This window comes from Sphingopyxis sp. GW821-FHT02C12 (genome assembly GCF_059421785.1).
The window spans coordinates 939,217-955,611 of the sequence record NZ_JBWKVQ010000001.1 but is presented as its reverse complement, the minus strand read 5'-3'; the positions used below and the strand labels follow the sequence as shown (position 1 = coordinate 955,611).

13 protein-coding genes are annotated in these 16,395 nt (G+C 63.0%); 11 read left to right on the top strand and 2 right to left on the bottom strand.

Translation table 11 applies throughout. The features are described 5' to 3' along the window. The first annotated feature begins 22 nt into the window (after positions 1–22). From AC07U1_RS04410 to AC07U1_RS04395, 4 genes are all read left to right on the top strand, one after another. Positions 23–2,344: a heavy metal translocating P-type ATPase gene (locus AC07U1_RS04410; protein WP_037553293.1), complete on the top strand. Its 2,322-nt coding sequence runs from the start codon at positions 23–25 to the stop codon at positions 2,342–2,344. Between the two features lie 52 nt (positions 2,345–2,396). Next, positions 2,397–2,873 (top strand): YybH family protein, encoded by a 477-nt coding sequence (locus AC07U1_RS04405; protein WP_037553291.1) that lies wholly within the window; start codon positions 2,397–2,399, stop codon positions 2,871–2,873. A 264-nt stretch (positions 2,874–3,137) separates the two neighbouring features. Then, positions 3,138–3,731: a c-type cytochrome gene (locus tag AC07U1_RS04400; RefSeq protein ID WP_223181176.1), complete on the top strand. Its 594-nt coding sequence runs from the start codon at positions 3,138–3,140 to the stop codon at positions 3,729–3,731. A 185-nt stretch (positions 3,732–3,916) separates the two neighbouring features. Continuing rightward, a complete protein-coding gene (locus tag AC07U1_RS04395; protein WP_037553287.1) occupies positions 3,917–5,194 on the top strand; it encodes a type II restriction enzyme NmeDI-related protein in 1,278 nt (425 codons plus the stop codon). Between the two features lie 307 nt (positions 5,195–5,501). On the opposite strand, the gene AC07U1_RS04390 is transcribed toward AC07U1_RS04395, so the two are convergent. Next, entirely contained in the window at positions 5,502–7,616 is a 2,115-nt protein-coding gene (locus tag AC07U1_RS04390) for a TonB-dependent receptor (RefSeq protein ID WP_052181951.1), read from the bottom strand. Between the two features lie 642 nt (positions 7,617–8,258). Next, a complete protein-coding gene (locus AC07U1_RS04385) occupies positions 8,259–8,657 on the bottom strand; it encodes a MerR family transcriptional regulator (protein ID WP_003046425.1) in 399 nt (132 codons plus the stop codon). Between the two features lie 80 nt (positions 8,658–8,737). Between AC07U1_RS04385 and AC07U1_RS04380 the strand changes: the two genes are divergently transcribed. The 7 genes from AC07U1_RS04380 to AC07U1_RS04350 all read left to right on the top strand — a co-directional run bounded on the left by AC07U1_RS04380 (position 8,738) and on the right by AC07U1_RS04350 (position 16,367). Further along, positions 8,738–9,559 (top strand): MauE/DoxX family redox-associated membrane protein, encoded by an 822-nt coding sequence (locus AC07U1_RS04380; protein WP_003046430.1) that lies wholly within the window; start codon positions 8,738–8,740, stop codon positions 9,557–9,559. A gap of 102 nt (positions 9,560–9,661) precedes the next feature. Then, positions 9,662–10,024: a hypothetical protein gene (locus tag AC07U1_RS04375; RefSeq protein ID WP_003046437.1), complete on the top strand. Its 363-nt coding sequence runs from the start codon at positions 9,662–9,664 to the stop codon at positions 10,022–10,024. A 1-nt stretch (position 10,025) separates the two neighbouring features. After that, on the top strand, positions 10,026–10,355 hold the full coding sequence (locus AC07U1_RS04370; RefSeq protein ID WP_231732868.1) for a hypothetical protein: 330 nt from the start codon (positions 10,026–10,028) through the stop codon (positions 10,353–10,355). Between the two features lie 66 nt (positions 10,356–10,421). Beyond that, positions 10,422–11,648, top strand: coding sequence for a TolC family protein (locus tag AC07U1_RS04365; RefSeq protein WP_003046442.1), 1,227 nt, complete (start codon positions 10,422–10,424; stop codon positions 11,646–11,648). Continuing rightward, positions 11,645–12,871 carry an efflux RND transporter periplasmic adaptor subunit gene (locus AC07U1_RS04360; protein ID WP_003046445.1) on the top strand — a complete coding sequence of 409 codons (1,227 nt, stop codon included), beginning with the start codon at positions 11,645–11,647 and terminating at the stop codon, positions 12,869–12,871. Before AC07U1_RS04365 ends, AC07U1_RS04360 begins: the two co-directional genes overlap by 4 nt. Further along, positions 12,868–16,002 carry an efflux RND transporter permease subunit gene (locus tag AC07U1_RS04355; RefSeq protein WP_037553279.1) on the top strand — a complete coding sequence of 1,045 codons (3,135 nt, stop codon included), beginning with the start codon at positions 12,868–12,870 and terminating at the stop codon, positions 16,000–16,002. Before AC07U1_RS04360 ends, AC07U1_RS04355 begins: the two co-directional genes overlap by 4 nt. Continuing rightward, the gene (locus AC07U1_RS04350; RefSeq protein ID WP_003046451.1) at positions 15,999–16,367 is read left to right on the top strand and encodes a copper-binding protein; all 369 of its coding nucleotides are present in this window, start codon (positions 15,999–16,001) and stop codon (positions 16,365–16,367) included. The genes AC07U1_RS04355 and AC07U1_RS04350 overlap by 4 nt, the downstream gene beginning before the upstream one ends. Positions 16,368–16,395: the final 28 nt, after the last annotated feature.

Sequence of the window (16,395 nt, the reverse complement as noted above, 5' to 3'; positions counted from 1 at the left end):
GACACATACGGGAGCGGCGGCGATGCACGATCATCAGGGCGCAGAAAAAGGCAGCGGGAGCACGACTGATCCGGTCTGCGGCATGATGGTCGATCCGGCCACCACACCTCATATCGCGACGCATAGCGGCAAGCATCACTATTTCTGCAGCGCAGGCTGCCTCGCCAAATTCGAGGCCGATCCCGATCTTTATGCCGCAAAACGCGAGCCGGCCGCAGCCGATGCACCCGAAGGCGCCATCTGGACCTGCCCGATGCATCCCGAGATCCAGCGCGCCGGCCCCGGAAGCTGCCCGATCTGCGGCATGGCACTCGAGCCCGTCATGCCGACAGCATCGGGCGGCCCCAGCGAAGAATATCGCGATATGCGGCGGCGCTTCTGGATCGGGCTCCTTCTCGCACTCCCGGTGGTTGCGCTCGAAATGGGCGGCCATCTGACAGGCCTCCACCAATATGTCGGCCGCCAGACGAACAACTGGGTCCAGATGCTGCTCGCGACCCCCGTCGTTCTATGGGCGGGCTGGCCCTTCTTCGAGCGCGCCTGGCTCTCGATCCGCAACAAGAGCCTCAACATGTTCACCCTCATTGCGATGGGGACGGGCGTTGCCTGGGGCTACAGCATGATCGCGGCGATTCTCCCGCAAATCTTCCCGGCAGCCTTCCGCGCCGCCGATGGCTCGGTCGCGGTCTATTTCGAGGCCGCCGCGGTCATCACGGTGCTGGTGCTACTCGGGCAGGTGCTCGAACTCAGGGCCCGCGAGACGACGAGCGGCGCGATCCGCGCGCTCCTTGACCTGACACCGAAGCTCGCCCGGCGCGTCCGCAGCGATGGAAGCGACGAGGAGGTAGCGCTCGAGGAAGTCGCGGTCGGCGACATGCTGCGCATCCGTCCGGGCGAAAAAGTCCCCGTCGATGGCATCGTCGTAGAAGGCCGCGGCACGGTCGACGAATCGATGGTCACGGGCGAATCGATGCCGGTGACCAAGGCGGCCGGCGCGGCGCTGATCGGCGGAACGATCAACCAGACGGGCGGCCTGCTCATGCGCAGCGAGAAGGTCGGGCGCGACACGATGCTCGCGCGGATCGTACAAATGGTCGCCGACGCGCAGCGCAGCCGGGCGCCGATCCAGCGTCTCGCCGATACCGTTTCGGGCTGGTTCGTGCCCGGCGTCATCGTCGTCGCCATTGTCGCTTTCGTTGTTTGGTCGCTTCTGGGGCCCGCGCCCGCCATGGCCTATGGCCTTATCGCCGCCGTCTCGGTGCTCATCATCGCCTGTCCCTGCGCGCTCGGCCTCGCGACGCCAATGTCAATCATGGTCGGCGTGGGGCGCGGCGCCGAAGCCGGCGTGCTGATCAAAAATGCCGAGGCGCTTGAGCGGATGGAGAAGGTCGACACGCTCGTCGTCGATAAGACCGGGACGCTGACCGAAGGCAGACCCTCGGTCGTCGCCATCGAAGTCGCCGGCGGCTTCGAGGAGCAGGATCTGCTCCGGATTGCCGCGAGCCTCGAGCGCAGCAGCGAACATCCATTGGCGGCCGCGATCGTCAAGGCCGCCGAGGACCGGGGCCTCGCGCTGGTCGAGCCATCGGGGGTCGACCAGCCGGTCGGCAAGGGTATCGTCGGGGTCGTCGACGACAAGGCGATAGTCCTCGGCAATGCGAGCTTTCTTGAAGAATATGACGTCGATCTGGGCGCGCTCACCGAGGCAGCCGACCGCCTTCGCACAGACGGCGCGACGGCGATTTACATCGCGGTCAATGGCAAGGCGGCCGGGGTCATCGCCATCGCCGACCCCGTCAAGGAAACGACGGGCGACGCGCTCGCTGCGCTGCGCGAAGCCGGAATCAAGGTCATCATGCTCACCGGCGACAATCGCGTCACCGCCGAGGCGATCGCGCGGCGCCTCGGCATCGACGACGTCGAGGCCGATGTCCTCCCCGACCAGAAGAGCGCGGTCGTGCAGCGGCTGCGCGAAGAGGGCCGGATCGTCGCCATGGCCGGCGACGGGGTCAACGACGCCCCCGCGCTCGCCGCCGCCGACGTCGGCATCGCGATGGGCTCGGGAACCGATGTCGCCATCGAAAGCGCGGGTGTGACGCTACTGCGCGGCGACCTTCTGGGCATCGTGCGGGCGCGGCATCTCAGCCATGCGACGATGGCGAACATCCGTCAGAATCTCTTCTTCGCTTTCGCCTATAATGTCGCCGGGATTCCCGTCGCTGCGGGCGTGCTCTATCCGATTTTCGGACTATTGCTCTCGCCGGTCATTGCCGCCGCTGCAATGGCACTCTCGTCCGTCAGCGTCATTGCCAATTCTTTGCGGCTGCGCTTTGCCAGAATCTGATCGAAACCACGGGAGGCACTCGTGAAGTGTCGGCACAACAAGGGGAAATGATATGAGACGACTGACGATTACAGCAATCGCATTGGCCATGCTGGTGGCCGTCCCGGCTCAGGCGACCGAGCCTGCGGATTTTCAGGGCGCGGCGGCAGCGCTCGCGCAGTATAAATCGGCGATGGAGAAACTGGACCTGACCGGCGTCGAGGCCCTCTTTTCGCCAGACGCCCAGATATTCGAATCCGGCGGCGTTGAAGGGAATTTCGCCCACTATCGCGACCATCACCTGGGTCCCGAACTCAAGGAATTCAAATCCTTCACCTTCCGCAATTACAAGATTTCGGTTCGCGGCGAAGGAAATATCGCGATCGCAACCGAGACCTACAGCTTCTCGATTGTGCTCGCGAGCGGCGAGACCATCGAACGGGATGGCGTCGCTACGAGTGTCCTCAAACAGGACAACGGAAAGTGGCAGATCTTCAATCTCCACAGCTCCTCACGCAAGCCGAAGGTGCGACCGGCGGGTGGCAGCTGAGCGGGCAAAAAAGGGGCTAGTCCTCACGATCTCTCCGAACCCACACCTAGCAGGACGCATGAGCCCGAGCGGGTGTGGGCACCCTGAAATGGCTCGTCGCGGCAAGTACGGAAACGCCTGCCTCGTCTGTGACAAGGGCAAAGCTGTTGGGGTGCGTATCATCTGTTGAACAGCCGCCGCATTGCGTTCGGCTGCAAAGCTCAAGGCCTGTTATGCGGGAGATAGATAATGGAGCGATTTCGAACTTTCGATTTCCGAAAGCATATGCCGAGCGTGACGTTCACGCTGCTGGCGGTGGCCCTGATAGCGGGCGCGGGTGCGATCACCGTCTATCTCGGCCTATATAATATAGCGGCCGATGCCCCCCATAACCGGCTGACTTACAGCGTCATCGAAACATTCAGGGAGAAGTCCATCGCAGCGCGATCCGGATCGATCGCGGTGCCGGCAGATTTGGCGGCTCCGGCGCGGATCGCGTCGGGCGCAGGTCTCTATACCGAGATGTGCAGCGGCTGCCATCTCGCGCCCGGGATGGAAAAGACCGAAATGAGTCAAGGGCTGTATCCGCAAGCGCCCGTCTTGTTCAAAGGTTCGGAACGTTCGGCTGCGGAGCAATTCTGGATCATCAAGCATGGCATCAAGATGACCGCCATGCCGGCCTGGGGGAAAACGCATGATGATCGTCTCATCTGGGATATGGTCGCGTTTGTCCGAAAACTCCCTGGCCTGTCGCCGGCACAATATCAGGCTATTACGCAGAATGCGCCAATGGACCATGACGCGATGATGAAGGGCATGACAGAGGCGGAAGGCGCGAGTCAGAAACCAAGCGGAGCGGGCGAACACGCAGGGCACTGAGGTCGTCGACAATTATGCAGCGCCGGGCGTGAACGGGCTCGTTTCGACCTTCCATTCCCGCCCACCTTGCCGGTGGGACGGAAGGTTTCGCCTTTCGCTAAGGGCCGAATCGAGCGAACTGTCTTGGCCGGCAAGCCGCAGGTGGAAAACAGCAATTCGGAATGGATCAAGCGGGGGCTATAAACATGAAGCGCGACCTTGTTCGCGAACTGATCGAGCGCTGGCGCGGCGATTCCGGCTCGACCTATCAAAGCTGGTTCCTGTGGGAGGAGCGACTGAAGAATTTTCGGTCGATCAGAAGAGGCATCTCGCAGGTCGTCGCCGAAATTGAGGCCGGCACCTTCGGAGCGGCATATCGGGGCTCGTCATTGGAGATCATTGTTCATTCAATCGCCGAGCAACGACAGATTTTCAAAGGTGCGGATCATGCTTTCTTGTGGAAGCCCAAACTCCGAATCCCGGACATCTACGAGAACGCCGACAATCAACGAGCTTTTGGCAGACTTCTTCACCATTGCTCCTGTTGCGATACCGCCGAGGAGGTCGTCGCCGGGATCCTCGCAATCGATAGACAGAAGATCAAGGGGTTGGGTCCTGCGGTGGCCAACATTCTCTATTTTCTGCATCCCACTCTTGTGCCTCCGTTCAATACGGCAATCGTAAAGGGCTACAACGCGCTAACGGGTGCGAATGTGAAGCTTGGCAGTTGGGAGCATTTTCTCGCGATGCGCGCGGGCATTCTGGATCTCAACGATCGCTACCGGGATCTTCTTTCCAACGATTTGGGGGCGATAGGAGGGCTGCTGTTCGATATCGGATCGGGACGGTTTCCAGCCCCACCGCTCAGCGGTTCGAGCGAAAATGCGCGCGATTGGATGGCCTTGCTGAATGAAACGCGCTCACAGTCCGACAAGTTCGATAAGGGGCTTGCAAATCAGAAAGAGACCGACCGGACGCATAGCGAAGTCCAATCCTGGCTTCGGGACCTCGGGCTTGCACTTGGATATGACGTCTGGGTAGCGGCAAATGACCGGGGGCGCCTTCATGAGGGTGTGCCGCTCGGGTCTCGATGCCTCGATAGCTTGCCGCATGCCATCGCAACCGCTCAAGGAAGCGATGCCATAAGACTGATCGACATCTTATGGCTCGAGCAATCGACGGCTACGGTCGCGGCGGCATTCGAAGTGGAGCATTCGACATCCATTTATTCCGGAATTGTCCGCATGCTTGATCTCGCGCTGAGCAGCGAGAATCTTCATTTGTCGACGCCACTTTTCCTGGTTGCACCCGATGCGCGAGAAGCCGATGTCCGCGCTCAGCTCCGACGCCCGGCTTTCAGCCGGATCGGTGATCTCGACATTTCCTACCTGCCCTACGCCGAGCTCGAACAGAACAGGGTCGCCATTGCCCGCTTCGGTACGGGCCTGAAGGCGATCAAGGCGATCTCCCATCCATTGCCGTGAGGCAGCCGACGACGCGTAGGCCTCCGAAAGCAGTTGGTCTTTGCATCCTCGCGGCGTCACAGGGAAAGCCGGGCATCGAAATCGCGCGCGCTACCGACGTTCAGGATGGGACTAGCCCGTATCTGTTCGTGCCATCTTACTGCCCGGCTCATCGTGCCATCAGCAGGGCCGTTCAAGTAACGGCGCCGGTGAGAACAGGGACATATCATGTCCTGCGTTCAGAGGAAGTATTCCCCCCGGGCGCAAGCGCCCAGGGGGACCGACGACCGTAGGGGAGTCGCCGGGGGACCTCGCAGGACGAGGAACCTCAGAAAAAGTAGCGCAGCTGCAGTCCATACTGGCGCGGCTCGCCGTAGATGTAGAGCGGAAGAGTAGGGTTCGAGACACCCGTCGCGTCCGTCCCGATCGTACTATAGCTCACATAGCGCTCGTTGGTGAGATTTCGGCCATAAAGCGCAATTTCCCACGCTTCGCTCGCCGGCTGCCATGTGACACGCCCATTTATAAGGGTCGTGGCGTTTCCGGAAAAAAGCGGATTGTTGCTGGGCTTGAAAAAGACGCTGTCGCGCCAGGAGATATCGGTCCGTAATGTCAGCATTCCGCCGCCCAGGGAGGCCTTATATTCTCCGCCGAAAGTGATGTTCCACTTCGGCGCGTTCGGCAGCCGCTTGCCCTTGAGGCTTGCGCCGACGTCGTCAAAATAGACATCGTAGCGCGCATCGAGATAAGCGATCGTGGATGTAAGCGTCAGGCGATCGAACGGCCGTGCCATCAGTTCCGCTTCAACGCCCTTGATCGTCGCCTTGCCGGCGTTGGTGGTACTGGCAACGCCATTATTATACTCGACCACCTGAAGATTGGTGTAATCATAATAGAAGGCGGAAAAATTAGCTCGAAGCCGGCGATCGAGGAGCGTCGACTTCAGGCCGACTTCGTAGCTCCAGACATACTCCGGGAGGAAAGGCCGCCCGTCTCCCAGCTGGAATCCACCCGATTTGAACCCGCGGGTTGCCGACGCATAAGCCATGACGTCATCGGCAAGGTCGTAATCGATCCCAATTTTCGGAGTCCAGGCGGTCCAGGATGATTTGGGCTGACCGGCATCGACCTGATTTCCGTTCAGCAGGACACGATATCCGAAATCCTTTTTTTCGTATGAGTATCGAAGCCCTCCGGTCAATCGCAGGCGGTCGATGAGTTCGTAGCTTGCTTGTCCGAAGAGCGCGAATGCATTCGTCGTATTGTTTTCCGGGATCGCGAGCCGACGACCCGGTTCGATGATCCGTATTTCGTCGTTGCCCTTTTCATTCAGATAGAATGCTCCGACGATCCAGCGCAGCTTGTCCGCATCGTTGTTGAGAAGTTGGAACTCTTGCGTGAAACTGCGGGAACGTTCGTAAAATTCGATATCGCGGAGGAAGAGGTCAGTCGAGTCAACGTCGAGCGCCTGGACGACCTTGCTCTTGCGCAGCGCCGTAATCGAGCGGAGCGTGACCGGGCCGCCGTCCCAGTTCATGGTCGAGGACACGCCCCAGGCATCGACATCGTAACGCGGCAGGCGGTCGAGTGCGGCCTCTTTGTCATTGGCCGGGATCGTCGCCCCCGCATCGACGAAGCCTTGCGGATAAAAGGGCCGAACAGACCGCGCGCCGGTCTCGCGATCACGGCTGGCATCCGCCCGCAACACGATCTCAAGACGGTCGCTCGCGTCAATCGCAAGCGTCAGTCGTCCAGCGAGATTATCTTCGTTTTGGTATCGCCGTCCCGAGACGACGTCGCGGTAGATGCCGTCGCGCTGGTTGGCAAGCAAGGTGAGGCGGCCTCGGACGCCCGCTCCAAGCGGTCCAGAAATCGTGCCGCTCAGCGAGCGCTTCTCGTAATTTCCGACGGTGAGCCCCAGCGCGCCAGTCAAATCCTCCGTAGGCATTTTGGAAATGATGTTGAGTGTGCCGCCGGCGGAGTTGCGACCGAAGAGAACGCCTTGCGGTCCGCGCAGCACCTCGATGCGTTCGACGTCGAACAAATCCTGATAGCTTGTGGTCGGGCGCGAGATGTAGACGCCGTCATAATGGACTGTCGTGCTGGGGTCGGTCGCAACGCCGAACGCCGAGGTGCCAATTCCACGAATATTGATGATCGCCATGGAATCGTTGGTGATCGACACGCCCGGCACAAAAAATTGGAGGTCTTCGACGTTTGATATGCCCGTTGCCGTAAGCGCCTCGCCGGTCATCGCTGTCACCGAGACGGGAACGGACTGCAGATTTTCCTCGCGCTTCTCCGCCGTTACGATGATCTCGGCGAGGCCGTCCGACTGGGCTTCCTGAGCCTGCGCGGGAAACGCGACCGCCACCGCAATCGCCGCCATCGAGCTTCGCTGCATTGCGCGCTTCGTCGACGAATAACAGTATAATTTGTTCATTATGCTTCCCCTGTTTCGAAGAACTGCCCTTTCGCGCAGCCCAAATGAGTTTCGGGGAAGTCGAGGACAAAAACATGCATGCCCGGAAACCGCTGCTTACGGCTTCCGAGTTCAAGCACCCAACATCCCCTACTGACATTGATTACGCACCAGAACGACTCATCCCTCAAAAATGGTTCGGGCGACGTAAAACCATTGGAATTGGGCTCCCCGATTTGTTCAGATCGCCAGGATGAAGTTGATCCGGAACGCCCAAAGGCTCCTACCTTCATCCAGAAGCGGCGCTTTTCGCTTCTGCCCCTCGTCGGAGCCTTGGTCGGCGCCGTGCACGTGACGCAATCGCTCGCTTGACCCTATGGTCAGGTCTTCCCCGTGGAAGCCTATTTGTTCGCTCTGATGCCGGTCCTAGCCGCGGAGATTCGATGGCGCCTGACCCAGGCACTTCGGACGGCCGTCGCAACTCCGGACGCGGCAGCGGCGAGACCTGCGGCTGCGATCCGCGCTAGCCTTCTGCTCGATGTCGCAGCCGGAATTACCATCCCATCGCTTGTAGCCGGGATGCTGGAACCATTTGCGACCGATTGACACCAGTTGGGAGGTGAGACCGGCCGTCAGCACCATCCGCCGCCAAGGCCAGTCGGGCTAGACCTGCTCGAACGCCGCTATGATCGGGCAGTGGAGCGTGTCGGCGGCAGCGCATTGGCGCGACAGGCCCATGAGCGCGCGCCGCGCCGCATCGAGTTCGGCGATCGTCTTTTCGATCGCCGCGATGCGCGCATCGGCCAGTTCGCGCGCTCGCGCGCGATCGCTCGACGCGTCGAGTTCGAGCAGTTCGGCGATCTCGGTGAGCGTAAATCCCGCTGCTTGTGCCGATTTGATGAAGCGCAGACGGCGCAGAACCGCCTCGTCGTAACGCCGGACTCGGCCTTCCGACGGGGCGCTGGCCGACTGAGGCGGAACGGGCAACAGGCCGCGGCGTTGGTAATAGCGGATCGTCTCGACATTGACGCCGCCCTGCCGGGCAAGCTGGCCGATGGTCATGTCACGCAAGGCCTTGACTCCGTACTATGGTACGGAGCCTATATAGCGGGAAGCGATCGGGAATCAAGAAAGGCGAATCGATGAATATGCAGGTTCAGCGCGCGAACGAAAGCGCGCCAGCGCACACTGGTGCGGCGGTTTCGGGCAAGCCGCGGGCGACCATCTATCGCATGGTGATGGAGCAGCATATCTGCCCCTATGGCCTGAAGGCGCTGCATCTGTTGCGCAGCCGCGGCTATGACGTCGAGGATGTCTGGCTGACGACCCGCGAGGAAACCGACGCATTCAAGGCGAAACATGGCGTCGCGACGACGCCGCAGACCTTCATCGAAGGCGAGCGGATCGGCGGTCTTGACGATCTGAGGCGCCATCTCGGTCTGAAAGTCCGCGATCCTAAGGCGCTTACCTATAAGCCCGTCATCGCGCTCTTCTCTATCACCGCGCTGATGGCGCTGGCCGCCAGCCAAGCGGTGTCGGGCACGCCCTTCACAATCCGTGCCGCCGAATGGTTTATCGGGTTCAGCATGGCGTTGCTTGCCTTCCTCAAGCTCCGCGACATCGAGAGCTTCTCGAGCATGTTCCTGAACTATGACTTGCTCGCCAAACGCTGGGTACCCTATGCTACCATCTATCCCTTTGCGGAGGGTCTTGCCGGCATCCTGATGATTTCTGGCGCGCTGAACTGGATATCGATTCCGGTGGCGCTGTTCATCGGGATCATCGGCGCCGTGTCGGTGTTCAAGGCGGTGTATATCGACAAGCGCGAACTCAAATGCGCCTGCGTCGGCGGCGACAGCAATGTGCCGCTGGGTTTCATCTCACTGACCGAAAATCTGATGATGATCGCCATGGCGCTGTGGATGCTGGTCGCGCCCGCCGCCATGACAATGGGCCATTCTTAACGGGTCCGGCGTAACCACGACGGGACAGTCGGCGAACAAGTGAGCGGGATCTCCACCCCGGTTTAGATTGACGCCAAGTTTGACAAGGATCATGCTTCGACCGTGAAACGCTGGCTCACCTTTCTACTTCTTGTCGGAGCCTTACTCGGCCTTCTGGCGCAGGAGACCGCATTCGCCTCGGCGCCCGCGCTCCCGTCGGCCGAGACGGCGTTCGCGGCGGCGATGAGCGACGAATGCGCGGAGATGATGGGGATTAAAAAATCCCAGAAGAGCGCTCCGTGCAAGGGCCTCACGCTCGACTGCATCGCCAAGATGGGCTGCGCGCTACCGCCCGCCGTCGTCTCTCCGGCTACCCCCCTTGCCGAAAAGACATTTGTCGCCGGCTCTTTCGATCCGCTTCCTGTCCGGCGCCTCGCCGGAAGAACATTCGGCCCCGAACCCGACCCGCCCCTATTTCTTGCCTGAATTGCCGACGCGCACCGGCTCGTCCCGGCGCGCGGTTTCACGCTTTTCAATCAAGGAATTCAACATGAAACCGTTTTTTGCCGTTGCCGCGCTCGCGGCAGCAACGCTTGCCGCTCCCGTCCTCGCCCAAGAACCGTCCGGCGGCCATCATGAATGGCAGACCCGCCAGGTGCCAGGGCCGAACAAGTCCAATACCACCTCGCGAGTCCGCGTCTGGGTCAAGGACAAGCCGGGACAGATGGCGCATTGCGACTGCGACATGATGAAGGTGAGTCCGGCGGACTGCATGAAGAATATGTCCGGCGACCAAAGGATGCCCCCGCAAGGGTAACGGTCTTTCTTCCCCGGCGTACAGACGCCGGGGAGGCTTTCGCCCAGTCCACAGCAGGGGGACATCATGCGCCCATATTTTACGGCAGCCTTGCTTGCGCTGCCCTCGGCTCTTCACGCCGAGCCGATGACGCTCGATTCGGCGCTCAGCCGAGCAGCATCGGAGGCACCCGAACTGCAAAGCCGCGAAGCGGGCGTCGACGCCGCCCAATCGGCGGCGATCGCCGCCGACCGGCTGCCCGACCCGAAACTCAATATCGTCCTCCAGGATTTCCCGGTGACCGGACCCGACGCGGGCCGGTTCAATCGCGACGATTTCACGATGCAGGTCATCGGCGTCAGCCAGGATTTTCCGAACCCCGCCAAACGCCGCGCGCGCGCGACCCGCGCGCAGGCCGACATTGGAATCGCCCGCGCCGACGAAGCGGTCACCGCGCAGGACATCAGGCTCGCGACCGCGCTCGCCTGGGTCGATCTCTATTATGCCAAGAAGGAGCTGAAGGAACTCGACCTGCTCGATAGCGGCCTCGAGGACCTTCAATCGACCGTGACGGCGCGGCTTGCCAGCGGTGCGGCGCGCCCGGCGCAGGCGCTCGAACCCGATCAGCTTCGCGCCGCGATCAACGATCGCCGCAGCGCGCTCGCCGCCGAGATCGCCCGCGCCCGCGCGCAGCTCGCCCGCTTCACCGGCGACCCCGCCGCCGACACGCTCGGCGACTTGCCGCCGCAGTCGATCGACGAACAAGGATTGCGCGCCGGCATCGACGCCCTGCCAAAGCTCAGAGCACTCGATGCCCGCGCCCTCGCCGCCGACGCCGAGACCGGTCTCGCACGCGCCGACAAGCGACCCGACTGGAGCGTCAACGCGGCCTATGGGCGCCGCGAGCCCAATTACGGTGATCTCGTCACGGTCGGGGTCACCGTCGACCTGCCCTTCTTCTCGAAAAAGCGGCAGGACCCCAAGATCGCCGCGCGCGCCAGCGAGGCGATGCGCGCCCGGCTCGACCGCGAGGCTGCCAAGCGCGACATCGCGGCAGCGCTCGACGCCGATCTCGCCGATCACCGCATGCATCATGAGCAGCTCGCCAATGCACGTACGCGGCTCGTGCCGCTCGCGAAGAAGCGCGCCGAGCTCGATCTTGCAAGCTACGCCGCCGGAAAGCTCGACCTCGGGACCGCGCTCCTGTCGACTCTCGCGCTTGCCGAGGCCGAAGTCGATGCGCTGGCGCGCGAAGCCGAGGTCGCGCGCGACGCGATCCGGATCAATTATATTTATGGGGAGGCAGGTCGATGACCGATGCAACATCAGCGGCGCGCTGGCGCGTCGCAATCCTGGCCACGGTGCTGATCGCGGGCGGCGGCGGTTATTGGTTGGGACAGAGCGGCAAGAGCGATGCACCAACCGAGACGGCAAGCGGCGGGCGCAAGATCCTCTACTATTATGATCCGATGTTCCCGAACCAGAAGTTCGACAAGCCCGGCAAGTCGCCCTTCATGGACATGCAGCTCGAGCCCAAATATGCCGACGAGGGTGGCGGCGCGGCGCCCGGCGTGTCGATTGACCCGTCGGCGCGTCAGAGCCTCGGCATAAGAGTGGTCGCGGCCGAAATGGGGAGCCTTGCCGCAACCTTCGACGTCAACGGCAGTATCGATTTCAACCAGCGCGATGTCGCGATCGTCCAGGCGCGCTCGGGCGGCTTCGTCGAACGCGTCTATCGCCTCGCGCCTGGCGATGTCATCGGCGCCGGTGCGCCGATCGCCGAATTGCAATTGCCTGAATGGGGCAGCGCCCAGACCGAATATCTGAGCGTCAAGAAGCTCGGCAAACCTGAACTCACGGCGGCCGCGCGGCAGCGGCTGCGGCTGATGGGCATGCCCGAAGGCGTGATCGCCGAGGTCGACCGGAGCGGACGGACCGGCGGCAGACTGACGGTGCGCGCGCCGATCGGCGGCGTGGTCCAGACGCTCAATGCCCGTGCAGGCGTGACTCTCGCCTCGGGGCAGACACTTGCCGAAATCTCGGGACTTGGAACGGTGTGGCTCAATGCCGCGCTCCCCGAAGCGCAGGCCGGACTGGTGAAGATCGGCCAACCTGCCACCGCGAACCTCACCGCCTTTCCCGGCGAGGCTTTTACCGGGCGGGTCGTCGCGATCCTGCCGACCGCAGCGGCGGACAGCCGGACGCTGACAGTGCGCATCGAGCTCGCCAACCGCGGCGGTCGCCTACGCCCCGGCATGTTCGCCGTCGTCGCGCTCGGCGGGGACGCCAAGCCAACGCTGCTGGTGCCAAGCGAAGCGGTGATCCGCACCGGCACGCGCAGCATCGTGATGCTCGAGAAGGGCGACGGACGCTACCATCCCGCCGAAGTGGTCGCCGGACGCGAAGGCGGCGGCAAGACCGAGATATTGCGAGGGCTCGCCCCCGGCGAGAAGGTCGTCGCGTCGGGCCAGTTCCTGCTCGATTCCGAGGCGAGCCTGACCGGTCTCACGGTTCGTCCGCTGGAGCCAGCGCAATGATCGCACGCATTATTCGCGCCTCGGTCGCGGCGCGCGGGCTTGTCGTCGCTTCGGCGCTGATCCTGACCTTGCTCGGGATCGCCGCGGTGCGCACGACTCCGGTCGACGCCCTGCCCGACCTGTCGGACGTCCAGGTCATCGTCCGCACCAGCTATGCGGGACAGGCACCGCGGATCGTCGAGGACCAGGTCACCTATCCGATCACGACGACGATGCTCTCGGTGCCGGGCGCGCGCGTGGTGCGCGGCTACAGCTTCGTCGGCGACAGCTTCGTCTATGTCCTGTTCGACGACGGCACCGATCCCTATTGGGCGCGCAGCCGCGTGCTCGAATATCTGAGCCAGGTGCAAAGCCGTCTCCCCGAGGGCGCGCGCGCGAGCATCGGTCCCGACGCGACCGGGGTTGGCTGGATCTATGAATATGCGCTCGTCGACAAAAGCGGCCGCCACGATCTTGCCGAACTCCGCAGTCTTCAGGACTGGTTCCTCCGCTTCGAGCTTAAATCGGTTCCCGGCGTCGCCGAGGTCGCGAGCATCGGCGGCATGGTGCGCCAGTATCAGATCATCGTCGATCCGCAGAAGCTCGCCGCGTTCGGGGTGACTGCAACCGACGTCGCCGACGCCCTCAAGCGCGCCAACCAGGAAAGCGGCGGCGGCTCCCTAGAACTCGCTGAGGCTGAATATATCGTCCGCGCGAGCGGCTATCTGGAGTCGCTCGACGACTTCCGCGCCGTCCCGATCCGCACCGCCGCGGGCGGACTCCCGGTAACGGTCGGCGATGTCGCGACGGTGCAGATCGGTCCCGACACAAGGCGGGGCATCGCCGAACTCAACGGCGAGGGCGAAGTCGCGGGCGGCGTGATCGTCATGCGCGAGGGCAAGAATGCCCGCGAAGTCATCGACGGCGTGCGCACCAAGCTCGCCGAGCTCAAGCGCAGCCTGCCGCCCGGGGTCGAGATCATCACCACTTATGACCGCTCGGGGTTGATCGACCGCGCGGTCGACAATCTTACCTCGAAGCTCGTCGAAGAGTTCATCATCGTCGGGCTCGTCTGCGCGCTCTTCCTCTGGCACGCGCGCTCGGCACTGGTCGCGATCCTGACGCTGCCGCTCGGCATCCTCATCGCCTTCATCGTGATGCGGCTGCAGGGACTCAACGCCAATATATTGTCGCTCGGCGGCATCGCCATCGCGGTCGGTGCGATGGTCGACGCTGCGGTGGTGATGATCGAAAATGCCCATAAGCATCTCGAACATTGGGAGCGCGATCATCCGGGCGAGGAACTGAAAGGCGCCGAACGCTGGCGCGTCATCACCGACGCCGCCGCCGAGGTTGGGCCCGCCCTCTTCCTCAGCCTCCTCATCATCACCTTCTCCTTCCTCCCCATCTTCACGCTCGAAGGCCAGGAGGGACGGCTCTTCTCGCCGCTCGCCTTCACCAAAACCTATGCGATGGCGGCCGCCGCGATCCTCTCGATCACGCTCATCCCGGTGCTGATGGGCTGGCTGATCCGCGGTAAGATACCCGCCGAACAGAGTAATCCGGTCAACCGCTGGCTGACCCGCATCTATCGCCCGGCACTCGACTGGGTGCTCGAACGGCCGAAAAAAGCGCTCGTGATCGCCGGCCTCGTCTTCGCCACCAGCCTGTGGCCGATGACCCAGATCGGCGGCGAGTTCATGCCGCAGATGCACGAAGGCGACCTCCTTTACATGCCCTCGGCGCTACCCGGCATCTCGGCCGCAAGGGCATCGAGCCTGCTCCAGCAGACGGACCGACTGATCAAGACCGTGCCCGAGGTCGAGAGCGTGTTCGGCAAGGCGGGGCGGGCCGACAGCGCGACCGACCCCGCGCCGCTCGAGATGTTCGAGACGACGATCCGCTTCAAGCCGAAGGACCGTTGGCGCCCCGGCATGACCGAGGAGAAATTGATCGAGGAGCTCGACGCGCGGGTCCGGGTTCCGGGGCTCGCCAATTTCTGGATTCCCCCGATCCGCAATCGCATCGACATGCTTGCGACCGGGATCAAGAGCCCGGTCGGCATCAAGGTCGCGGGCTCGGATCTTGCCGGGATCGATCGCACCGCCAAGCGCATCGAAGCGGTCGTCAAGACCGTACCCGGCGTAGCGTCGGCGCTGGCCGAGCGGCTGACTGGTGGGCGCTATATCGATGTCGACATCGATCGCGCCGCCGCAGCACGCTACGGCCTCAATGTCGCCGACGTGCAAGCGATCGTCTCGGGCGCGATCGGCGGCGAGACGATCGGCCAGACGGTCGAGGGGCTCGCCCGCTATCCGATCAGCGTCCGCTACCCGCGCGAGCTGCGCGACAGTATCGGCGAGCTCGCGAGCCTTCCGGTCCTGACGCCGTCGCGCCAGCAGATCACGCTCGGCACGGTGGCCAGAGTCAAGGTCAGCGACGGGCCGCCGATGCTGCGCAGCGAGAATGGCCGCCCGGTGACCTGGATCTACGTCGACAGCCGCGGCCGCGATTTGCAGGGCCTCGTGCAGGACATCCAGCGGGCGATCGCGCGCGATGTCGATCTGCCGCCCGGCGTCAGCGTTTCCTACACCGGGCAGTTCGAGTTCCTCGTTCGTGCGACCGAGCGGATGAAGGTCGTCGTGCCGGTCACGCTCGCGATCATCTTCCTGCTGCTCTACCTGACCTTCCGCCGCTGGGACGAGGCGCTGCTCATCATGGCGACCCTGCCCTTTGCGCTCACCGGCGGGCTCTGGCTCCTCTATCTGCTTGGCTATAACCAGTCGGTCGCGAGCGCGGTCGGGTTCATCGCGCTTGCGGGCGTTGCCGCCGAGTTCGGGGTCGTCATGCTCATCTATCTCAAGCATGCGCTCGCCGATCGCAGCGACGGCCACATATTGGCCGCGGTTCGCGAAGGCGCGCTGCTCCGCGTCCGCCCGAAGGCGATGACCGTTGCGGTTATCCTCGCGGGCCTGTTCCCGATCCTCGTCGGGACCGGCACCGGCTCCGAAGTGATGAGCCGCATCGCCGCGCCGATGATCGGCGGCATGCTCACCGCGCCGCTGCTGTCGATGCTTATCATTCCCGCCGCCTATCTGCTGATGCGAAGGCGTGCGGCTCATCCCGTCCAACCCGAAGGAGAAACGACATGAATAAACTCACTGCGATTACGCTCAGCCTTGCGCTCGGCGCTGGACTTGTCGCCTGCGGCAAGCAAGGCGAAGCACCGAAGACGGAAGAAAAGGCCGCGATGGCCGATGACACAGGGACCATGGCGGCCCCGGCCGAAACGAAGCATGGCAAGGGCACGGCGACCGTGACCGCGATCGATACGGCAAAAGGCCAGGTCACGCTCGATCATGGCGCGATCGCCGAACTCGAATGGCCGCCGATGACGATGGGTTTTGCGGCGAAACCCGAGCTGCTGAAGGACATCAAGGTCGGCGACAAGGTCGCGTTCGAGCTCAATTGGGACGGCAAGGCCGGGACGATCACCAAGCTCGACAAGGCGCCGTAACGCGCCGCCATTGCGCGCGGTGGCCCTA